This is a genomic window from Borborobacter xinjiangensis (assembly GCF_047739745.1).
In the GTDB taxonomy this organism is placed as follows: Bacteria; Pseudomonadota; Alphaproteobacteria; order Rhizobiales; family Rhizobiaceae; genus Pseudaminobacter.
The window spans coordinates 1-21,899 of record NZ_JBLLVA010000027.1 but is presented as its reverse complement, the minus strand read 5'-3'; the positions used below and the strand labels follow the sequence as shown (position 1 = coordinate 21,899).

19 protein-coding genes and 4 pseudogenes are annotated in these 21,899 nt (G+C 59.7%); 15 read left to right on the top strand and 8 right to left on the bottom strand.

The genetic code is table 11. The annotated features are described in order from the left end of the window. The first annotated feature begins 226 nt into the window (after positions 1-226). The 7 genes and pseudogenes from ACLKMW_RS21520 (at position 227) to ACLKMW_RS21490 (ending at position 5,839) form a co-directional block, all read left to right on the top strand. Positions 227-1,246: a formylglycine-generating enzyme family protein gene (locus ACLKMW_RS21520; protein ID WP_415726606.1), complete on the top strand. Its 1,020-nt coding sequence runs from the start codon at positions 227-229 to the stop codon at positions 1,244-1,246. Further along, positions 1,230-2,261 carry an HAD family hydrolase gene (locus ACLKMW_RS21515; protein WP_415726579.1) on the top strand — a complete coding sequence of 344 codons (1,032 nt, stop codon included), beginning with the start codon at positions 1,230-1,232 and terminating at the stop codon, positions 2,259-2,261. Before ACLKMW_RS21520 ends, ACLKMW_RS21515 begins: the two co-directional genes overlap by 17 nt. 71 nt (positions 2,262-2,332) lie before the next feature. Continuing rightward, complete coding sequence (locus ACLKMW_RS21510; protein ID WP_415726578.1) at positions 2,333-2,596, top strand: hypothetical protein; 264 nt, start codon at positions 2,333-2,335, stop codon at positions 2,594-2,596. Between the two features lie 149 nt (positions 2,597-2,745). Continuing rightward, positions 2,746-3,525 carry a hypothetical protein gene (locus ACLKMW_RS21505; RefSeq protein WP_415726577.1) on the top strand — a complete coding sequence of 260 codons (780 nt, stop codon included), beginning with the start codon at positions 2,746-2,748 and terminating at the stop codon, positions 3,523-3,525. Between the two features lie 128 nt (positions 3,526-3,653). Continuing rightward, entirely contained in the window at positions 3,654-4,877 is a 1,224-nt protein-coding gene (locus ACLKMW_RS21500; protein WP_415726576.1) for an amidase, read from the top strand. Between the two features lie 17 nt (positions 4,878-4,894). Further along, positions 4,895-5,280 (top strand): annotated as a pseudogene (hpxZ, locus tag ACLKMW_RS21495) (oxalurate catabolism protein HpxZ). Positions 5,281-5,299: 19 nt separating this feature from the next. After that, positions 5,300-5,839 (top strand): aromatic amino acid lyase, encoded by a 540-nt coding sequence (locus ACLKMW_RS21490; RefSeq protein ID WP_415726575.1) that lies wholly within the window; start codon positions 5,300-5,302, stop codon positions 5,837-5,839. On the opposite strand, the gene ACLKMW_RS21485 is transcribed toward ACLKMW_RS21490, so the two are convergent. From ACLKMW_RS21485 to ACLKMW_RS21470, 4 genes are all read right to left on the bottom strand, one after another. Next, complete coding sequence (locus ACLKMW_RS21485) at positions 5,790-7,427, bottom strand: ABC transporter ATP-binding protein (RefSeq protein ID WP_415726574.1); 1,638 nt, start codon at positions 7,425-7,427, stop codon at positions 5,790-5,792. The genes ACLKMW_RS21490 and ACLKMW_RS21485 overlap by 50 nt on opposite strands. Continuing rightward, complete coding sequence (locus ACLKMW_RS21480) at positions 7,428-8,552, bottom strand: ABC transporter permease (protein ID WP_415726573.1); 1,125 nt, start codon at positions 8,550-8,552, stop codon at positions 7,428-7,430. After that, on the bottom strand, positions 8,545-9,468 hold the full coding sequence (gene oppB, locus ACLKMW_RS21475; RefSeq protein WP_415726572.1) for an oligopeptide ABC transporter permease OppB: 924 nt from the start codon (positions 9,466-9,468) through the stop codon (positions 8,545-8,547). Before oppB ends, ACLKMW_RS21480 begins: the two co-directional genes overlap by 8 nt. 67 nt (positions 9,469-9,535) lie before the next feature. Further along, entirely contained in the window at positions 9,536-11,128 is a 1,593-nt protein-coding gene (locus ACLKMW_RS21470; RefSeq protein ID WP_415726571.1) for a peptide ABC transporter substrate-binding protein, read from the bottom strand. Between the two features lie 332 nt (positions 11,129-11,460). Between ACLKMW_RS21470 and ACLKMW_RS21465 the strand changes: the two are divergent. Next, positions 11,461-11,857, top strand: a pseudogene (locus ACLKMW_RS21465) (hypothetical protein); the annotation flags it as partial. 30 nt (positions 11,858-11,887) lie between these two features. On the opposite strand, the pseudogene ACLKMW_RS21460 reads toward ACLKMW_RS21465, so the two are convergent. From ACLKMW_RS21460 to ACLKMW_RS21450, 3 genes and pseudogenes are all read right to left on the bottom strand, one after another. After that, a pseudogene (locus ACLKMW_RS21460) lies at positions 11,888-12,117 on the bottom strand (HNH endonuclease); the annotation flags it as partial. 13 nt (positions 12,118-12,130) lie between these two features. Continuing rightward, on the bottom strand, positions 12,131-13,543 hold the full coding sequence (locus tag ACLKMW_RS21455) for a purine-cytosine permease family protein (RefSeq protein ID WP_415726570.1): 1,413 nt from the start codon (positions 13,541-13,543) through the stop codon (positions 12,131-12,133). Further along, a complete protein-coding gene (locus ACLKMW_RS21450) occupies positions 13,543-13,734 on the bottom strand; it encodes a hypothetical protein (protein ID WP_415726569.1) in 192 nt (63 codons plus the stop codon). Before ACLKMW_RS21450 ends, ACLKMW_RS21455 begins: the two co-directional genes overlap by 1 nt. Before the next feature lie 712 nt (positions 13,735-14,446). Between ACLKMW_RS21450 and ACLKMW_RS21445 the strand changes: the two genes are divergently transcribed. From ACLKMW_RS21445 to ACLKMW_RS21415, 7 genes are all read left to right on the top strand, one after another. Next, positions 14,447-15,151, top strand: coding sequence for a TetR/AcrR family transcriptional regulator (locus ACLKMW_RS21445; protein ID WP_415726568.1), 705 nt, complete (start codon positions 14,447-14,449; stop codon positions 15,149-15,151). 2 nt (positions 15,152-15,153) lie between these two features. Next, on the top strand, positions 15,154-16,161 hold the full coding sequence (hypB, locus tag ACLKMW_RS21440; protein ID WP_415726567.1) for a hydrogenase nickel incorporation protein HypB: 1,008 nt from the start codon (positions 15,154-15,156) through the stop codon (positions 16,159-16,161). A gap of 9 nt (positions 16,162-16,170) precedes the next feature. Next, positions 16,171-16,560, top strand: coding sequence for a hydrogenase maturation nickel metallochaperone HypA (gene hypA / locus ACLKMW_RS21435; protein WP_415726566.1), 390 nt, complete (start codon positions 16,171-16,173; stop codon positions 16,558-16,560). A 22-nt stretch (positions 16,561-16,582) separates the two neighbouring features. Beyond that, positions 16,583-17,656, top strand: coding sequence for an agmatinase family protein (locus tag ACLKMW_RS21430; RefSeq protein ID WP_415726565.1), 1,074 nt, complete (start codon positions 16,583-16,585; stop codon positions 17,654-17,656). 25 nt (positions 17,657-17,681) lie between these two features. After that, complete coding sequence (locus ACLKMW_RS21425) at positions 17,682-18,728, top strand: arginase family protein (RefSeq protein WP_415726564.1); 1,047 nt, start codon at positions 17,682-17,684, stop codon at positions 18,726-18,728. A 47-nt stretch (positions 18,729-18,775) separates the two neighbouring features. After that, on the top strand, positions 18,776-19,396 hold the full coding sequence (locus ACLKMW_RS21420; protein WP_415726563.1) for a HupE/UreJ family protein: 621 nt from the start codon (positions 18,776-18,778) through the stop codon (positions 19,394-19,396). A 209-nt stretch (positions 19,397-19,605) separates the two neighbouring features. Further along, a complete protein-coding gene (locus ACLKMW_RS21415; protein ID WP_415726562.1) occupies positions 19,606-20,739 on the top strand; it encodes an aminomethyltransferase family protein in 1,134 nt (377 codons plus the stop codon). Between the two features lie 913 nt (positions 20,740-21,652). Here the strand turns inward: ACLKMW_RS21415 and ACLKMW_RS21410 are convergent. Continuing rightward, positions 21,653-21,820: pseudogene (locus ACLKMW_RS21410) on the bottom strand (DUF736 domain-containing protein); the annotation flags it as partial. Between the last annotated feature and the right edge of the window lie 79 nt (positions 21,821-21,899).

Genomic DNA, 21,899 nt, shown 5'->3' with positions numbered 1-21,899 from the left:
GAACCGCCGGTTGGAGTACGTAACTGTAACAACAGGCATAGTAAGTCCCCGCGAGCGGCGCGGGTTTAGCGACATAGCGGCCCCGCTTTTTTCGCATGCGCCTGCCGGAGCGACTGCCAGTGCTCCCACGCCCGGAGCGATGGACTTGTTACGGTAAAGTACTTCGTTCGGGAGGTGGTCCGGGTCCCTACTGACACGATGGCGATCACGACCGGGACAAGCGATGATGGACCGCGTTGAACAGGCGCAAGGAAGGCCTTGTGAAGACAACAACGAAGTCTTCGTTCCGGGCGCAACTTTCGTCATGGGATCGGACGAACATTATCCGGAGGAGCGCCCCGCGCATCCCGTCACCGTGGATGGCTTCTGGATGGATGCCGCACCGGTAACCAACCGGCAATTCGCAATGTTCGTTGCCGCGACCGGCTATGTCACCATGGCCGAAAGAGCGCCTGACCCCAAGGATTATCCCGGCGCCCTGCCTCATATGCTGAATCCGGGAGCGCTGGTCTTCGAGCCGCCGCGTTCACTGCCCAGAGGCCGCGACATGAGCCAATGGTGGCACTTCACATTTGGTGCCGATTGGAAGAATCCCTACGGCCCGAAAGGAACTTTCCTGGCAGAGGCCGATCACCCCGTGGTGCAGGTGGCTTATGAGGATGCCCGCGCCTACGCCGCTTGGATTGGCAAGGACCTGCCGACGGAAGCCGAATGGGAACTGGCGGCGCGCGGAGGTCTCGAAGGAGCAGAATATGCCTGGGGCGACGAGTTCATGCCCAAGGGCCAGCCGATGGCCAACACATGGCACGGATCATTCCCGATCCGGAACACGTTGATCGACGGTTTTGCACGTACTTCGCCCATCGGAAGCTTTCCCGCCAACGGCTATGGCCTCTACGACATGATCGGAAATGTCTGGGAATGGACGAGCGATTACTGGAGTCAAACCCACCCGGTTCCGGCTGCAAAACCGTGCTGCGTCCCGAAAAATCCCCGCCGCGAAGACCGGACCGAAAGCTGCGATCCAAGGCAACCAGCCATCCGCATACCAAGGCGCGTGCTGAAGGGAGGATCACATCTTTGCGCACCCAACTATTGCCGGCGATATCGGCCGGCGGCGCGCCATGCTCAACCCGAGGATACGTCGACGACACATATCGGTTTCCGCTGCATCAGGCGCAGAGGTGTCCAGGCCGATGCCGTGTCATCGCCCTTGAAAGCCGAACAAGATGAACAGAACATTTAGAGAAACCTTTGCCAGGAACTGTAATCCTGCTAGAGCGGCGGCAGTCGCTGGCGGCATCCTCCTTTGCCTGTTCTTCGCGCCGGCCGCTTTCGCGCAGCCGCTGCCTTCATGGAATCAGAGCGCCGCAAAACAGGCAATCATCGATTTCGTCACGCGCGTGACATCGGAAGGCTCCTCCGAGTTCGTCCCGCCGGCCGAGCGGATCGCCGTTTTCGACAATGACGGGACGCTCTGGGCCGAAAAACCGGTACCGTTTCAATTCCTGTTCGCTCTGGACGAGATCAGGAGAATGGCTCCCGAGCATCCGGAATGGAACAACGAGGAGCCCTTCAAATCCGTCCTGAACGGCGATCTGAAGATCCTCGCCGGCATGGGGAAGAAAGCAATGGCCCAGATTATGGCCACCACCCATGCCGGCATGACGACCGACGCGTTCGCGCAATCCGTTTCCAACTGGATCACATCGGCCGAACATCCGCAGCGGCATGTTCCCTACACAAAGCTTGTCTACCAACCGCAACTTGAGCTTCTGGATTATCTTCGCGCGCACGGTTTCAAGACATTCATCGTATCCGGCGGCGGCGTCGAGTTCATGCGGGTCTTCGCTAAGGAAGTCTACGGCATTCCGCCGGAACAGGTCATCGGCTCCTCCGGCAAGGTGGAATACCGATATGGCAGCGGCGGAGAGCCGGAACTGATCAAGCAGCCGCAAATGGAATTCGTCGACGACGGGCCAGGCAAGCCGGTCGGCATCAACCGTTTCATCGGCCACCGCCCCTTGATGGCGATCGGCAATTCCGATGGCGACCTGCAAATGATCGAATACACGATGGCCGGCGAAGGTCCGAGGCTGGCCGTCTATATCCGCCACGATGATGCCGAACGCGAGTATTCCTACGACCGTGCGGACCGGCTGGCGAAGCTCGACAAGGGATTGGACGAAGCACAGGCGAAGGGCTGGCCGGTGGTGAGCATGAAAAAGGATTGGACCGTGATTTTCCCGGCGTCCCAATAGCGACAGGCCGACGGGCAGCGAGCCAGAGGATCTCTGAATTCGCCGCCGTCTTGATTGGACGGAATTGTGAGATGCCGACCGACGAGGAACAGGCCGAAAGGGGAGCCAAAAGGCTGATGCTGAGGTTACCGGCGCTTCGTCGTCAAATCGAGGTCTTGGTCAGCAACGGCGAAATTTGCGCCCTTTGTACCGCTTTCGAGGACGCAACGACGACGCTCGACCGGCTGCGAAAAGAGAAAGCTTCCACTGTGATTATTCGAGACTACGAGCAAATCTGCGCGGAGATCGAATGCGAGGTAGTTGCCCTGTGCAAGGAAGCCTTCGACCGCCAATAGCGCCTTGAAGCCATATCCGCGCGCTGCGACCACCGTGGCCGACCGATGATCTTGTAACAGTAACGTACTGCCTGAAGGCCGCGGGTTTGGAAACAACGATTCCCAAGTCAACACCCGGACTGCCCGGCACCATGCTCTGGAGACAAGAGATGAAGGTTATTGGACCCGTATCGGCTCTTACCCTTGCCCTAACCGGTTCCTCGATCGCGGCCGACATGAACAACCCCGTGGTGCCCGAAAACCAACCAGTCGCAGCGCAGGGATGGACGGTAACGGCAGCACCCTATTTCTGGATGGCTGGCATTTCCGGCAACGTCGCGCAGTTCGGCAGCCCGACGGTCAGCATCGACCGCAGCTTCAGCGACATCTTTGATGACCTGAAATTTGGCGGGATGGTTCTCGGCGAAGCCCGCAACGGTCCATTCAGCATCGTCGGGGACCTGATCTACACCAAAATGGCCTCCGATCGAGGTACGTCGCGCGGAATCGTGGCTTCGAAGGTCGCGGTTTCATCCGAGACGTTTACCGGCTTCCTCGGCGCCGGCTATGCTGTCGTGGACAGCGACCCGCTCCGGTTGGACGTAATTGGCGGAGCACGGCTCTGGTCCGTCGATACCGATATCGCAATAAGCGGCGGTATCCTTGATGACCAGACATTCCACGACGGAGCCACTTGGGTCGATGCCATGGCCGGCTTGCGACTGAATTATTCCCTTACACCCAAGCTGTTTCTGACCGGCTGGTCATTCGTGGGCGCGGGCGCCGCCGACGTAGACTGGGACGTTGCCGGTGCAGTCGGCTATCACATCAGCGACCGTTTTTCGGCCCTGGTCGGTTATCGTGCCCTCGGCGTCGATTACGAAAAGGGCAGCTTCGTCTTCGACATCGTTCAGCAGGGTCCGATCCTCGGACTGACGATGCAATTTTAGCGGCCTATTTAATGTGAGTTGCCGGTCATTGGTCGCTTTCTGCGAAGCATCGTCTGTTTGCGGTTTCTTCGACAATTTGCAGTCAGCATCAATGCATTTCCGTCGGCATTCATTTTGCGCAGCCCACAGTGCAAGTGGGAAGCAGTGAGGAGAAGGAAGCTGCCAAGGCGGCAGCCACTGTCGATCATATCTTCGTCGAAAGCACGGGGTCGGGACCTCTCTCCGGCCTCACTTTCGCGGTCAAGGATGTCTTCCACGTCAAGGGCGGCGTTACTGGCTTCGGTCATCCCGATTGGTTGCGGACGCACGGCGCCGAAGCCGTCACGGCGGTCGCCGTGCAGCAACTGCTGGATGCTGGAGCGACCATGGTGGGGAAGACAGTCACCGACGAACTGGCATATTCCCTCACTGGTGAAAATTATCACTACGGCACGCCGATCAATCCGCGCGACGCCACTCGCATTCCAGGCGGCTCATCCAGCGGCTCGGCGTCGGCGGTAGGAGGCGGCCTCGTCGACTTTGCTTTAGGCTCCGACTGTGGCGGCTCCGTCCGCATCCCCGCAAGTTATTGCGGACTGTTCGGCATGCGTCCGACCCACGGCCGGATCTCTCTTGAAGGAGCTATTCCGTTCGCTCCGAGCTTCGATTGCGCTGGCTGGTTCGCGCGTGACATCGGTTTGTTTGACCGGGTTGGGCGAATTCTCCTCGGAAAAGAAGCGCCCAAGCAGGAAATTCGCACTCTTCTGCTGGCCACGGACGCCCTAGCTGACCTCGCTCCAGAAGTACAGGAGGCGCTGCTTGGGGCAGTTGCTCTCGTAGAGACCGTGGCCGGGCCGGCGAAAAGAGTGACGTTGGCCGAGAATGGCCTTGATCGCTGGTCTGAGACTTTCCGCACCCTTCAGGCAGCAGAGATTTGGGGGTCTCTGGGTGAATGGATTGAAAAAGTTCGCCCGATGTTCGGCCCGGGGATAAGAGAACGCTTCACTTCCGCGGCAACCCTTGACCCCACGGCTGTCGACGCGGCCCGGAAACAGCGAGTTAACATCACGGAACGCCTATGGACGCTGCTGCCGGTTGGCACAGCTTTGATACTTCCGACCGCGCCGCGCAGCGCACCCTATCTCGCCTCGAAAAATGAGGAACTCGAGACGATCTACCGCCACCAGGCGATGAATCTTCTTTGTGTTGCTGGACTGGGAGGATTGCCGCAAATCTCGCTGCCGATGGTCGAACTCAACGGATTGCCGATCGGCCTGTCGTTGATTGGTGGTAGGGGAACTGATCTGGCTCTGCTTGATCTCGCCAAAAAAATTTGCGGTGAACACTCACGTGACGGCCTGGAGATTGCATGACTAATATACCGTCCGAAATGACCGAACCAGCGATCAACAGACCAGAGATCGAGACGGAGGTCAGGGCCGCTGTCTTGCGCTATGAGGCCGCGCTGACCGGTAATAATCTGGCGGTGCTTGATGAGCTTTTTTGGTCAAGCGCTCGTACGGTCCGCTACGGCGTCACCGAATGCCTTTACGGCAAGGATGATATCGACGCATTCAGAAAATCTCGCCCGAGCAAAGGCCTCAATCGCTCTATACAGCGATTGGAAATAACGACCTTGGCGCGGATTTCGCGGTTGCGAATCTGGAGTTCCGACGCGAGGGAGAACCTCGCGTCGGACGCCAGAGTCAAACTTGGGTACGTTTGGTCGAGGGATGGCGTGTCGTAAGTGCCCATGTCTCTCTGCTCACCGCATGACGGCCGCAGCCCTTGGCGTTTGACTTCGCTCGATTGCCGACAGTTGTACGACTGCGGGAAATTCTTCCCGTTCGGCATCGAACTGTTGGAGGGTGCCTGTTACAGCCGCGCTGGCAGGCATGCGCTCAGCCTCGAAGGACTGAACGGCAACGTCTCTCCGCTCCTCGAAGATATCGCCGCGTTCCGGCTTTTCCCGAGTCATCTGAACTCGACCGCCGAACTGCGATCTCTGCTTGAAGGCAGCTATCTGTCGCAGGCGGATGACGAGCGCATTCTCCAGGACCCGCTAAGCTTCCGCACGGCTCCCTACCTGTCCGGCCAGCTTCGCCGACAGCCTGTCGCGCGCCAGGGCGCTTGTGGAGATCCCGATCAACTCTTCGGACGACAATCCGGAATCGCGGTGAGCGTTGAGCCGAATCAAATTTCGTTCAGGCGCGGCGGGCTCCGTAAAAGGCGGGCGAGCGCCGACAATCGCCGGAGGGAATATCTGCATTACCGCACACCCGCCTTCAACCATCCGGATAGATGTCGGCGCCGGTCCGAAATCGGGTCTGCTTGAGCGCAGCAGCCATCAGCGCCTGCGTGTAGGCGTTCCGCGGGGCATCGAAAATCGCCACAGTTGGCCCTTCCTCTACGATACGGCCTTCCTTCATCACAATGATGTAGTCGGCTATCGCCCGCACCACGGCAAGATCATGACTGATGAACAGGTATGACAGGGCATGGTCGGCCTGCAATTTACGCAGCAGCTCCACGATTTGCTTTTGCACGGAGCGATCGAGCGCCGATGTCGGCTCGTCCAGCACGACCACCTTGGGCTTCAGGATCATGGCGCGCGCGATGGCGATGCGCTGGCGCTGCCCGCCTGAGAATTCGTGCGGATAGCGGTTGCGCGAATTGGGATCGAGCCCCACTTCCACCAGCGCCTCGACAGCGCGCCGGTCACGCTGGGCCGAGGAGAGGCCCGCCTCATGAACCAGCAAGCCTTCCGTGACGATCTGGCCGACCGTCATGCGCGGCGACAAAGAGCCGAACGGATCCTGGAAGACCAGCTGCAATTCGCGCCGCAGCGGTCGCATGGCCTGCCGGTCGGCTTCCGAAATGTCCCGATCGGCGAAATGGATCGCGCCTCCGCTCGGCAGGAGCCTTAGCAGAGCACGGCCGAGGGTCGACTTGCCCGACCCCGACTCGCCGACGATACCGATGGTCTGACTGCGCTTCAGCCGGATGGAGATGCGGTCCACCGCGCGCAACAGGAGTGGGTCGCGGACCAGAAATCCGCCGCCGATCCGGAACACGACCTCGACATTGCGTCCTTCCAGCAGAACTGGCGCATCCGCGGGCGGCGGCGCCTTGCTGCCGGTGGGTTCGGCCGCGAGCAGCATTTTCGTGTACGGGTGCTGCGGAGCGGCGAACATCGCCTCCGTTTCGCCCTCCTCCACCACCTCGCCCTGGCGCATGACATAGACCCGGTCGGCCAGGCGCCGCACGATGCCGAGATCGTGTGTTATGAAGACGATCGCCATGCCGAACTGGCGTTGCAGGTCGACCAGCAGCGTAAGAATTTGCGCCTGGATGGTCACATCCAGTGCTGTCGTCGGTTCGTCGGCGATCAGGATGTCGGGATCGTTGGCGAGCGCCATGGCGATCATCACGCGCTGCCGCTGCCCGCCCGACATTTCGTGTGGATAGGATCTCATCCGTTGCTCGGGATCGCGGATGCGCACCAGATGCAGAAGCCGCAGCGCCTCGATCCTAGCCTTTGCGGCGCTCAGGCCCTGGTGGCGCCGGATCGGCTCCATCAACTGGCTGCCGATGGTGTAGAGCGGATCAAGCGAGGTCATCGGCTCCTGGAAGATCATGCCGATCTTGCGGCCACGAATGCGGTTGAGGTCGGACTTGGGGAGTGTAAGGAGATTGCGTCCCCGGTAGTCCACGGTCCCGCTCGCCTCGCCATTTGAGGCGAGGAGCCGCATCGCAGCCATCATTGTCTGGCTCTTACCCGAGCCGGATTCGCCAACGATCGCGATTGTCTCTCCGGCCTTCACGGTGACGTTGACGCCGTTCACTGCCTCGATCACGCCATCGAGCGTGCGAAAGCGGACTTTCAAGTCCTTCACCGAAAGAATGGTCTCTTGTTTGGCCATCTATCGATCCTTCGGATCTAGCGCATCGCGCAGGCCATCACCGACGAAGTTCAGCGCAAACAGCGTCGAGACCAGGAAGAACGCCGGGAAAAAGAGCAACCAATTGGCCGTGCCGATGTTCTTGGCGCCGGCCGAGATCAGCACGCCCCAACTCGTCATCGGCTCCTGCACGCCGAGGCCGAGAAAGGATAGGAAGCTTTCCAGGATGACGACGTGCGGCACGAGCAGGGTCATGTAGATGACGACCGGGCCGAGCAGGTTCGGGATCACATGGCGCAGCAGGATGCCGCGCGCGCTGACCCCCAACGCCTCGGCGGCCGATACGTATTCCTGACGGCGGATCGACAGGGCCTGGCCGCGCACGATGCGGGCCATGTCGAGCCACAGCACCGCGCCGACGGCGAGAAACATCAGCACGAAGTTCCGCCCGAAGAAGACGACGAGCATGATGACGAAGAAGATGAAAGGCAGCGAATACAGGACGTCGACGACGCGCATCATCACCTCGTCGGTCCTGCCGCCAACGAAACCGGCGGTCGCGCCGTAGAGCACGCCGATGGCGACGGCCACTATGCCGGCAAGCAGCCCGATCGCCAGCGACACGCGGCCCGCTATCAGCGTGCGCGACAACAGATCGCGCCCGACATTATCGGTACCGAACAGGAAATAGTGCTGTTTGACCGAGGCACTCATCACCATGCGCGATCCGTCCGGCGACGTCTGCTCGATCTTGGCGTCGTTGAACGTATCGGAGCGCTCGAGGTAGCGCAGGTTGCGCTCGTCGATCGTCCTCGATGAGGTAAGCGTGACATAGATGCGCTCCCCCTCCTGACCCCATTCGGCAACGTCGAGGCGCATCCGCCTCACCGCTTCGTTGAGTGCCTTCTCGATCATCTGCGTCTGGGGATAGGCGGAGAAGCTCGGCGGCGTGCGCACATAATCGGAGTAGATCGTGGTGAACTGGTGCGGCACGAAGTAGGGTCCGACAATGCAGACGATTGCCATCAGCGCGAGATAAAGAAGGCTCGCCATCGCCGCGCGGTTGGCATTGAGCCTTGCCCAGGCGTCGCCCCAAAGCGAGCGGCCAGCGCTCCCATCCTCAACCGGGGCGGAGAGGTCAGTCATAACGAACCCTCGGATCGACAAAGGCGTAGAGGATGTCGACGATCAGGTTGAAGACGATGGTGAAGATGGCGATCACCACCACCGTGCCCATCACCAGCGTGTAGTCGCGGTTAAGCGCCGCATCGACGAAATAGCGCCCGACGCCGGGAATGGAGAAGATCGTCTCGACGATGACAGAACCTGTCAGCAGGGCAGCCGCGGCAGGTCCGGCATAGGAGATGACGGGCAGCAGCGCGCCGCGCAATGCGTGGCGAACGACCACTGACCAGTTCGATAAACCCAATGCCCTGGCGGTGCGGATGTGGTGCGAGCGCAGCGCTTCAATCATCGAGCCACGCATCAGGCGCGCCACGATGGCGATCTGCGGTAAGGAAAGCGTCAGTACCGGACCGACCTTGTTGAGCAGCGCGCCTTCGCCCCAGCCACCGATCGGCAGCAGCTTCCAGGTCAGGCCGAACAGAAGCTGGATCACCGGCGCGATCACGAAAGTGGGAATCGTGCTGCCGGCGGTGGCGGTGGCGATCACCAGATAGTCGCCGAGCCTGTTCTGGTTGAGAGCGGCGATGATGCCGAGCGCGCCGCCGACGACCAGCGCGAGGACCAGTGCCGAAGCGCCAAGCTGCACCGATATCGGTAAGCCATTGGCGAACAGCTCACCCACGGTGAAATCCGGCAAATTGTAGCTGGGGCCGAAATCGCCATGCAGCAGGTTGTTAAGATAGGTGAGAAATTGCCGCCAGAGCGGCTCGTCAAGGCCATATGCCTTTTCGAGATTGGCCTTCACCTCGGGCGAAAGGCCCCGTTCCTGGTTGAACGGCCCGCCGGGGGCAACGCGCATCAGGAAAAACGCCAGCGCGATGATCACGAACAGCGTCGGAATGGCGGTGAAGAGCCGCCTGATCACATAATGCAACATGCCCCCGAGCCCCTAGCAACAAGCCGGAACGCCGCCCCCGACGGGGCGGCGGGATCACAGGCAAGTATCACTTCTTGCTGATGAAGCGTGTCGGATGGATATCCATGATGTTCGGCACGAAGCCCTCGAGCTTCGGCGAGATCAGGTTCTTGTAGCTGTAGTAAAGCAGCGGAATCTGGCCGACGTCATCGATCAGCACGCGCTCGGCGTCCGAGAGAAGCTTCATGCGCTCCTCAGGGTTGCCGCCGGCGGCGGCAGCCTTGTCCATCAGCCCCTCGAATTTCGGGTTGTTGAAATTGGAGTAGTTATTGCCTGAGGCCTTGCGGGAGATGCCGAGGAAGCTTTCCGGGTCCTTATAGTCGGCTATCCAGCCGGCGCGCGCGACATCATAGTCGCCCTTCTGTTCCAGGTGACCGTAGTGCGTCTTGGTGTCGGTGTTGAGCAGCGTCACCTCGACGCCGAGCGGCTTCAGTTGCTCCTGGATAGCGACCGCCGTGTTCTTGTGGTTCTCGGACGTGTTGTAGCGGATCTCCATCTTCAGCGGCTTTTCAGGCGTATAGCCGAGCTCTTCGAGGATCTTCTTGGCCTCGTCCTCGCGATCGATCTGCGACATCTCGGCGAAGTCGGCAATTGCCGAGTTGTAGCCTTCGATCCCCGGAGGCACCATCGAGTAGCCGGGCAACATGGAGTTCTGCCAGACCTTCTCGGCGAGAAAGTCGCGGTCGATCGCCATGGAGACAGCGCGGCGCAGCTTCTGGTCCGACCATGGCTCCTTGTCGGTCTTGATCGCGTAATAATAGGTGCCGAGATAGGGACCGATGCGGAGCTGATCGCCGAACTTGGCCTTTAGGTCCGCCATCTGCTCGGTCGGAATGTCGTCATTGCTGTCAAGCTCGCCGGCTTCGAAACGCTTGATGGCGGTAGAGCGGTCCTCGGTCGGGATGTAGTTGACCACGTCGATCTTGACGTTCGCGGCATCGTGGAATTTCGGGTTCTTCACCAGCCTGATGTGATCGTTGGGCACGAATTCAGCCAGCGTGTAGGCGCCATTGGACACCAGATTTCCGGGCTTGATCCAGTCGGCTCCAAGCTTGTCGATCGAGGCCTTGTTGACCGGAAAGGTCGACTGATGGGTCAGCATCTCCAGAAAATACGGGGTCGGAGCATTCAGCGTCACCTCGAAAGTTGTGGGATCGACCGCCCTGACGCCGAGTTCCTCCGGCTTGGCCTTGCCGGTATTCACGGCCTCGCCGTTCTTCACGACATAGAGCATGGAGGCGTATTCGGCACCCGTTGCCGGGTTTTCCAGCCGGCGAAAGGCATAGACGAAATCATCGGCCGTCACCGGGCTGCCGTCCGACCAGACGGCGTCCTTGCGCAACTTGAAAGTGTAGACCTTGCCGTCGTCCGAAACCGTCCAGCTTTCGGCGGCACCCGGAATGAGGTTGGCATCTTTGTCCTGCATGACCAGACCCTCGAACAGATCACGCAGGATATGGGCTTCGTAGACAGTCGAGGTCTTGTGCGGATCAAGCGATTCCGGATCGGCGGAATTGCCGCGGTTATAGACCACTTCGGCGAAGGCCGGCATGTACAGCGCCCCCGCGCTGAGGGCCAGGGTTGTGGCGAACACTGTCGCCTTCAGCATCGACTTCAGCATTGTGGCTCTCCTCCCGGCGCGCTCGGCGCCGTACCTTTCGTTGAGCCCGCAGCAAATTTACGGTCGGGCGGGCCCGCCTTCGGTCCCGTGCCCGAAGGCGTGATGCACAGACACTAGCGCGTGCATGCGAATTTTCAAAACGTCTCGTGATGCCGTAAGGGCAGCTTGGGCCCCGTAGAACCTGGCCATGCAGCACCCATTCCGGCTTGCCAAACGGCAGACGGCTCGCCTCGCCCGCAACGCCTTCGACGCGTTGAACTCCCCACAGTGTCAAGCGACACGAGGGATTGTTCCCTTTCCCGACATGAGGAACTACCACCCTCATTGGGTTGTGGTTTCAGGCCTATATCGATCGGCATCGACGTGTCCTTCTTGCAGGAGCGGAAGACCCCGGCACCTTCATCATCGAGACCGTGAAGACCACCAGCCGGGACGCCTCTTACGACAATGACACCTTTTACGAAGCCTTGCGCCTGACCATTCGGCGATATGGCATCGACAATCCCTATACCGGCCGCGGCGATCCCCGGTCTTCTCGCACACTGCCCGCACAATCTCCGCGATGTTCTGGCTACCCATATCCTTAAGCAGACCGGTTCCTATGAGCAGGCGAGCTACGCCATTTAGGATACGCCAGACATGATAGCGCATCACTATGGCCGCTTCCTGCTGCAGGACAAGGCAGCGCTAGCCGCGAGGATTCTGAGCCAAGTGTGGGAAGCGGCATAGTCACATAGCATGCGGGCGTCTGTCCGATGCTCAATGCTTGAAGCAATGCTCCCGGTGCCAAGCCGGGAAATGCCGATGCGGCCGATTACTGATCCGGGATGGCTCGAGTGCACGGCCCGCTTCGGTTTACGATCGCTCTGATTCCATCGATGTCATTTGCTTGAGATGAGGGTTTCGAGATCGTCATTCCGGCTGATCAGGCTGCGGTCGAACATCCAATGTGCGGTCCCGGAGAGCGCGAGGCCACTGCTGACGAGATCACCCCGACATCAGTTAATATCCGCCGAGTCTAGCTGGCATCACGATGGCCCTTGTCAGGATGTAGTGCAGTATTGCTGCCACCAAACAGGCGGGAACGGATGCACTGACCCAAATGAACAGCCCATGCGCGGCAAGCGACTGCGGATCGAACAGGGCGTAGTACACAAGACCGCCCCCCACCAAGGCCAGGAACGAGGCTGGATTGATGCCGCGCAAGAAGGCGTAGTCGGAATCGGAACGGTCGTTAAAGACATCGCACTGCTTGATCCGGCCGCGACGCAAGATGAGGTAGTCGACTGCCGTCACACCGGAAAGCGGTGCAAATCCGAGTGCGGTCCAAGCCAGAAACTTGAAGAAATTGTCGTATATTTGGCCGGGAAAGAAGGCGATAACGATCACCGGGATAAACAGTGCTCCCGTCAGCAACCCCCATGGAACCGCCTCGAAGTAGCGCCCGCCGGCCTGTCGCATCGCCAGGCACATGCCGTAGAAAATGCTGACGATGGCAGTGATGTTCGCCAGTCCGACGAAAAGCAAAGCCGTTACCCCGACAGCGGCTCCGCCGAGCGGAATCATCCAAGCGGTCGGGTCGTGTGACCCCAGGCTCAGCGCCGCGAACAACCCGACCAGTTCGCCGAGAACCGCTGCGGCGAAGATACCGAACAGATTGGGCCAAAGCGCCGCGCGGGGCGTACGTGTGAAACGCGAAATATTGCCCAGCACTGGCCACCAGCCGAAACCGGCGGCGAGATTGAACTCAACTGCGATCATGAAGTTGATCCGCTTGTCATCAAACGGCGCAAGTGGGGCGGCGTTGGCGATATCACTCCAGCTCTTGTGGCTGAAAATTAGGAACAGAATGCCGAAGCACAGGACAAGCTTTCCCGGTCCGACAAACCGATTGAGCCATTTGACGGCGGTCGGCCCCTTCCAGAGTAATAGCCACGAGATCAAGATTGCCAGGATCGCGAAGAACGTCACGCCAAGATCGTTTTCACCGATTTGCGTGCCGCCGACCTGGTTCACGACGCCGCTGATCGCTCGTCCAAACATGATTGACAAGACCGCCGACCACCCGACCCCGTAAATGGCAAGGAAGAACCCGACGAGGATCAGAATGCCCGTCGGGCCAAAGACACTGCGCATCAGCGTGAACTGCTCGATACCGAATTTTCCGGTCGAAATGCAGACACTGACCGCCATGATCGACACGCCGATCACATTGCCGATTATGATTGCATAGATCCCGTCCCTTGCTCCGACGACAAGGGCTGTACTGCCGCCGAGCAGGAAAGCCCATGTGGCGATGGCAAGGCCGATGTTGATCCAGGAGTGATCGAGGAAGCCGAGTTCGCGTTCCTCCTTCAGTACCGGAAGTGTGCCGAAGGCGGCGCTTGCGCCGGTGAACTTGGTTGTGGGGGCCATCAGTTGCCTCCACTCCACATGGCGATCGCGCCGACCAAGATAACCGCCGTTACGGCGAACCAAATTCCGAGTTCCCGACCCGATATATCGGTGCGGGCCGGATCCTCGTAGTTTGGGTCAGCTATGATATTCAGCCGCCTGTCAAGTTCCCTACGTATTTCATTGTTTGTGTCTGCTGAAGCGATAGTCATCTCATCCTCCTCCAAAGATTAAATGAATACCGACGCCTTAGCGTTGAAGTTGCTCAAAGCTAAGGCTCGGGGTGTCTTGTGTGCCAGGCACATCGAAACCGCCGCAGCGCCATCCTCGGCGAAGTCAACTCGGCCTATGTGCCCGCCTGATGTTCGGTAAGCTCGCAAGCGGGGTTCTCCTATCTGAACGACCCCATTCCCGCAGTTGTTTCGAATGTGGCATGCCTCTGTTCGAGCCAGGTCCCCATCGCTTCTCACGTTGAGGCAGTTTGACTTTCGTGTCAAACATTTTTCCTGACAATGATGTAAAAACGTTTAGTCGGACCGCACATAGCCGGGAAACGGCACTGGCTTGCAGCGAAAAAAACGCGACGGTCTGGGAGAATGTGCAAAGCCACCTACAACCTGCCCGAACAAACGGGGCTTAAATCGTTATAGAACAATTGCTTACATCTCTACGCCAGACGCGTCACCGGTCTCGGCAGGATAGAAACGCGGGGAATGCGACGGTTGTTTTTTGCCTGAAAGTACCCACCCACCTCGAAATGCGTATTGACACTGATGTCAAACACATCTAGCCTCAGTATTGACATCGCAGTCAGTCAACGTCGCCTTCAACATCTGAAGCGTAAGGTCGATCTTCCTTCGGGCGCCGAACCGACGCCGCCGCCTGGAAGCCTTTCGGGCAGCGCTCAACGCCAGGGGCTCATCAATGGAATCCAGCGCTCTCATTCATCTTGAGGATCGTGTGAAATCGGTGAAGCGGGCCAAGAGCCGCTTTTACCGCAACCCTGGCGTTCGCGCGGAGTCGCTTCTGGAGGCCGCGCTCGAATGTTTTGCCGAGGAAGACTACGAGAGCGTCACGATCCCGCTCATCGCAAAGAAACTGGGCGTTGCTCACTCGCTTATCTACTATTACTTCAAGAACAAAGATTCGCTTTACCAGTCTTCAGTGCTTCATGCGCTTGACCGGCTGATGACCAACTATGGCGAGGTCGTCGCGCGACATGAAAGCCCAGCCGAGTTGCTTAGCGCCTATCTGGATATCAACGTCGAGATGTCGGAGACGCTGCGCAGCTTGGTGCGCATCATGTTCGTCAATGCAGGTCGTGCTAAGGATGCGGGCCCCAAATTCATCGATAGCTTCGTCGAGGACTTCTATGAGTCCGAGAAGAGGGTTCTCGCCGATTGCATCCGCAAGGGCGTCGCCGCCGGCATGTTCATCTGCCCCGATCCGGATGAAATGGCGGCCTTCATCTCACGCAATATCGACGGCATCTACTTTGGCAGCTTCATGCCGCACGGAACATCTATTCCTGCGGCGATGAGTTACCTCAAGGAGGTGATCTGGGGGCTGCTGCAATATGCCGGGAATCCTTCGGCCAAGCGCCCTACGACGATCAAGACTAGGAGATAGCCATGTGCCAGGTATGCGGCTGCGGGCCTGAGAATGTTCGCATTGACGGACAGAGCGATGCAGGGCCGCAAGGCCATGGTCGCCACCATCATCCACATGCGCACCATCATCACCACGACAACGGCACCCATCATCATGATAAAGGGCATCATCATCACGATCACGGGGCCGGAGATTTCCATGATCATGATCACGACCACCCGCATGATCACACTTCTACAGGCGGCATACCGACCGGCGATCTGCATTTCGGCAGGGAAGCAGCCGCGACACATGTGGCGGGAATCAGCCAGAAGCGGCTGGTGCAGGTCGAACAGGAAATTCTGGCCAAAAACAACATTTTCGCCGACGAAGTGCGCGACGAACTCCGCTCGCATGGAGTGCTCGCGCTCAATCTCATCGCCAGCCCAGGAGCGGGCAAGACCACCTTGCTGGTCGAAACGCTGCAGCGGCTGCAGGAAACGTTCCCAACCTGGGTGATCGAGGGCGATCAGGAGACGTCGAACGACGCCGATCGCATTCGGGCGACGGATACCCAGGCCGTGCAGATCAATACCGGCAAGGGCTGCCATCTCGACGCCGATATGATCCAGCGTGCCCTGACATCGCTTTCGCTGCGGCAGGGCGGCATCCTTTTCATCGAAAACGTCGGCAATCTTGCCTGTCCCGCCGGCTTCGACCTTGGTGAAACCCACAAGGTGGTCATTCTCTCGGTGACCGAAGGGGACGACAAGCCGGTCAAGTATCCCGAGGCGTTCGCCGCGGCAGACCTTCTGGTCATCTCGAAGGCCGATCTGGCGCCCTACTGCGATTTCGACATAGCGGCCTGCATTCGGCGCGCTCGTGAAGTGAACCCGACGATCGACAGCATTGTCGTTTCGGCACGCGATGGCACGGGCATGACGGAATGGCGGCAATGGATCCTTCGCGCCCGGCAGCGGCAGTTGCAGGACCTGGCGCGAGATCTGCAGGCACGGGTGGAATTCATCCGCAAGACACTGCACGCGTGAGGTGCCGTCATGCATGAACTGACCATTGCCTCGAGCCTCATCGATCTCGCCCACGACCATGCCTCTAAACATGGCGGTGCCCGCGTGACCGACATGCATGTGCGTCTGGGTGCGATGTGCGGCATTGCTCGCTCGCTCTACTTCTGCTTCGGCCCGGCTACGCGCGGCACGCTTTGCGAAGGCGCCAAGCTGCACATCGAAGAAGTGCCTCTGACGATTTTTTGCGACAGTTGCGGCGAGGCGCGGTCTCCAATTTCGTTTTCCAATCTGCGCTGTCCCGATTGCGGGCGACCTTCGCGAAAGGTGCTGAGCGGGCGCGAGATGGAATTAACCCACATCGGGCTTGAAGAAGAAGCTCCGCATCCGGCGCTGGCCCCAGTCGGGCAGGCGCTTCAGTAGTTCATCTGTTGGGAGGAACAGCATGCTTGATCGAAAAACAGACATAGCGAAGTGGCAGTTCACGCCACATCAACACCAAGGCCCCGCTGAGCAGTTTGGCGAGCTCGATCACATTTTCTCTCCGAAGCTGCACAACGGCGCGTTCAAATCCAGGGGTCTCGCCACATTCATGGGCGCGCCATACTGCCCGCCGGACCGCCACAAGATCCGCGAAATGGGCGCAAAGATCTGCTTTCTGGCTGTTCCGTGGGACCAGGGCCAGATCGTGCGCGCCGGTGCCTCTCAAGGTGCGTCGGGCCTGCGCGAGGCGACGACGCAATACTTCCCCTATATGTTCGAGTATGACGTCGATTTGTTGAGCTTCTTCCGCGTCGTCGACTGCGGTGACGTACCGACGGTACCGGGTAACAACGTCAAGTCGCAGCAATACACCACCGACTACGTCACCGAGTGCCTTGAAGGCGGCGCCAAGGTGATCCTTTTCGGCGGCGACCATTCCTTGCCAATCCCCGGCGCCAAGGCTCTGTCGCGTTTTACCGGCAGCGGCAAGATGGGCTATCTGCACGTCGACAGCCACCTCGACGCCGGGCCCGACTGGGCAGGCAATTTGATTACCAACTGCTCGGGTGCCCCCCGCGCGCTAGACCTGCCAAACTGCTCCGCCAAGAACATGGCGCATATGGGATCGCGTAACGGCCTCAATCCCAAGGACTGGTGGGATTTCTATGTCGACAACGACATCCGGGTCGTGACCATGCCCGAGATGATCGAGCGCGGGCTGGAAGTGTGCGCAAACGAGATTTTCGAGCGGGTGAAGAAAGACGCCGATACGCTGTATTTCACCTGGGATACGGACTCGATCGACATGAGTTGCATGCCCGGCTCCACCTCGCCGGAATGCTACGGCCTCAAGGGGCGGGAAGCGATTCAGTTCGCACGTATCGCCGGTCGTCACGGCTGCGACATTCTCGATGTCGTCGAGCTCTGCCCCTACTTCGACTCCAGCCAAATCAGCGCCAAGATGACGGTCAACATGATCTACCACTATCTCGGCTCACGCGCCCAGACGCTGCGTCAGCAGGGCAAGCAGCCGTAACAATTCTCAGGGAGGAGACACAGTCATGAACCCAGCAAAAGCCTATGCCCACCTCTTTTCACCGCTTGGCGGCGACGCCGGCGACAATTATCGCGCACCGGGGCTGATTACGTTCCTGCGTTCGGCCCATGTGCCACTGAACGCAGAAGCGCTGAAGGCCTGTGGCGCCAAATATGCCTTCGTCGGCGTGCCGTTCGACGAAGGCAATGTCGGCAAGCCCGGATCGGAGGACGGTCCGCGCGAATTCCGCCTCGTTTCCCAGGAGTATTTCTCCTACTGGTTCGAATACAATGTCGATCTACATGGCAAGGCCGTCGATTGCGGCGACGTTTCGATGCCGAAGGTCAGCCCGGAAGTGGCGCATGAGCGCATCTATCGGGCGGTCCGGGAGGTCCTCAAATCCGGCCTCACGCCCATAATCTGTGGCGGTGACCGCTCGATCTCGATCGCTGCAGCGCGCGCACTTTCCGACCACATCGGATCGTCAAAAAAGATGGGCTACATGCACTTTGGCGCTCAGCTCGACATGGCCGACAGCTGGGCTGGCGAGCGCAATCTTGCCCCTTGCGCTATGGCGCGGATCACCGAGCTGCCCAATCTCGACATTAAGAATGTTGCCCATCTTGGGGCGCGCAACGCCATGAATCCCAAGGACCATATTGATCTGGCGACAGATCGCGGGCTCCACTACAACTCCATGTTCGATCTGATTGACGCGGGCATTTTCCCGCTGGTCGACAAGGCGATTGAGCGGGTCTGGAACGGAACCGACGCGCAGTATCTCAGCTTCAATTTCAACGTCATGGACTCGTCGGCGGCGCCCGGCGTCACCTCGGCGGAACCCGGAGGCATCGAGTCTCGGGAAATGATGCGTATTGCCGACATGATCGCCAAACGTGGTGGCGTCAGCGTGATCGATCTGACCGAGCTTTGCCCGATTTTCGATATCAGCGGCACGGCAGCACGCTTGGCCGCCTGTGTCATCATGCGCCTGATGGCGTCGTTGGCCGCACAGGAGGGGGACGTGATCGACGCCAGCCTGCGCCGCACCGATCTGGTCGCCGCTGAGTAATCGACAACCATTTGGATAAGGCCGGCTGAGGCCGGCCGCAGGAGATCATGGTGAACACGATAAGGAACACAAGAAACATGATGCGGTTGGCGGCTGCGGTTGCTGTCGCATACGCCGCTTCGACGATGCCAAGCTATGCGCATATTCTCCCCGAGGCCGGTAGCTTCGGCGCTGGCCTATCCCACCCGCTGTCCGGGCTCGATCATGTTCTGGCTATGGCCGGGGTCGGCATCTGGGCCGGGCAGAATGCCGACAGCCAGCCATTGTTTCGCTGGCTTCCGCTCGGTTTCGTTATCGGAATGGTGGCAGGCTCGGTTTTCGGCATGACGGGGCTGTCGCTTCCTTTCGTCGAGTTGGGAATCACGGGATCAGTCGTCCTGCTTGGCGCAATCGTCGCACTGGGCAGCCGGGTGCCATTCGGTGCGGCGCTTGCGATCACCGCCGCGTTCGGAAGTCTGCATGGTTTTGCTCATGGCCAGGAACTGCCGATCGCCAGCAATGCCTTCCTCTACGGACTGGGCTTCGTCGCATCGACCGTCGTCCTGCATACGGCAGGCTTCTCGCTAGCCACCATCATTGCTCGCTTGTCGTGGCGCACGGCACTCAGAGTGGGCGGTGGCAGCATCGCCGCCACAGGCGTTTCCCTGGCCGCAGGCCTCGCCGGCTGATCAGCTGAGCCAGGCCACAGCTGCACTACGCCTGGCCTGAACGTTGGAAGGCGCTCAGGCCGATCGATGAACCAGGCAGGCGCCTGGTTATTCCTACGAAATCTGGTCGCGTTCCTTTCCCGGGGATAACGAGGAGCGCGAGACGTTACTGGTGCGATTCTGCAGCGCCAGCGCGAAACCTATGTGCCCAAAACGACTGGAGGAACGAGATGACTTTAAGCTGGCGCTTTTCCGCCCTTGCCGATCGCCACCGTGCACTGGGTTCCAATCTTGAGGATTGGAGCGGAATGGGCACCGCCTGGACGTATGACGCCGATCCGTTCGATCAGCATGTCGCAATCCGCACTAAAGCTGGCCTGATGGACGTATCGGGGTTGCGGAAGACGCACCTCATCGGGCCGCATGCGATTGCGATCCTTGAGTACATAACCACGCGCAGTGTGGCCAGGATTCAGCCAGGCCGTTCCGTTTATGCCACCATGCTCAACGAACGTGGCCACCTGACTGACGATTGCGTTCTCTATCGCAATGGTCCCAATGCCTGGATGTTGGTCAGCGGTACCGGCACTGCGCATGAGGAGATTGTCAAGCAGGCTGCGGGGCGCAATTGCGCGGTGCTTTTCGATGACGATCTACACGACCTTTCGCTGCAGGGGCCGGTGGCCGTCGATTTTCTGGCCAAGCATGTGCCTGGCATCCGCGACCTCAATTATTTCCACCACATCCACACTACGCTGTTTGGTGCTCCGGTGAAGATTTCGCGGACGGGCTATACCGGCGAGCGCGGCTACGAGATTTTCGTACGTGGCCAGGACGCGCCGCTCGTCTGGGATACAATCCTATCCGAAGGCAAGGCCATGGGGATTATTCCATGCTGCTTCAGTACGCTCGACCTGTTGCGCGTCGAGAGCTATCTGCTGTTTTACCCCTACGACAACTCGCAGATGCATCCGATTCCAGGCGAACCAATTGGCGACAGCTTGTGGGAGCTTGGCCTCGACTTCACGGTGTCGCCCGGCAAGACAGGTTTCCGAGGCGCCGACGAACACTATAGGCAAAAGGGCAAGGAACGCTTCAAGATCTTCGGCATGTTGATCGAGGGTCACGAAATGGCTGATCTTGGCGACGAGGTATGGGCCGATGGTAAAAAGGTCGGTGTCATCACCTGCCCGTCCTATTCCAAATTGACCCGGCGCTCGATGGCGATTGCTCGGCTCGATGTCCCATATGCCGAGCATGGCACCAGATTGGAAGTGCACGGCAAGTCGCTTCGGGCCAATGCCGTCGCCCACACTCTGACCTTCGATGATCCGGAAAAGAAGAAGCGCACAGCCAAAGGCTAATCGTCACGCCACACGACTGAGCGGTTGACGCGAGTCCCCGCCGCCCTCGGCGGGGATCTGACCAGATCAAGTCGCCGCACCCTGCCCGCAATGTGGCGGCCACCCTTCTAGTTCCGACACAGCCAATGATCGCTCATGGCGCAACTGCACCCTCCCGTGTGTTCACCGGCGCTGTCTGGTTTCTGAGTAGCGGCGAAGCTGGTCTCTACCGCCGGACCGGCGCAAGGCAGCCCGAGACTAGCCTACGGACGCGCGGCATGGCCCGCCGCATTCAGGATCGCCGCCCAGTCATGCCGCCCGCCAAGCATGCGCACAACCGACACGCCGGCACCCCTCAATTATGCAGACAGCCAAATGGCTGCCGTGGAGGTGAATCCGAACAGGCGGGTCGAATCCTGTATGCTCCCGCGCCATGGTGAGTCTTGTGATCCGCGAATTCCGCCTCAAGGCAGGCGCCGGTGTTTCGGATACTGACAGTGAATCGGTGCTCGCAGCCGGTGCAGGCCACTGCTCGACATATCCCTGCGCGTCGGACTCCCGGCCCGCGAGGACGTCATAGCTCGGAACGTCCTCAATGGTCTCGCTGATCGTATCCCCACATCGCTGGTATACAAACTCAAGCGATGGTTCCAGAGGAGGCGACATGCCCTGCCCTCTCGATTGATGGTCGGGTGGCCGGGGTTGACGAAACGCTCACCTCAATCCCTGCTATGCGAGTTCACTATAGATCGGCACGGTCGGAGCATGGGCCTCGACCGCTTCCACGACGGTATCCGCGAGGGGAAGGTGGCTCTTCTCGGCCTGCCACGCCTGCCGAAATCGCTGGACGGTTCGGCGGCGGTGTCGATGACGAGCTTCACCGGGCGCAATGAGGATCCCCGCCTGTGCGGCGGGGGTCCTCTGTCAGGGGCGATCAGTCCCGGTTGGGCTGGGACCAGATCAGCTGGAGACCTTCCTCGCCTTCCACCTCAATCAGGGTGGCGTAGATCGGAGCTGGGAAGCTCGGGTCGTCCAGCTTGACCGAAAGGTAGTCGCGGCCTTCAGCGGAGACCTTCTGCCAAGCGGCGCCGAGTTCGACATTATGTGGAGCTCCACATAATGTCGATTATGCATAGCGTGTCGTTATGCGGAGTGGGTGGTCTGGAGTGCCCGGTTTCCGG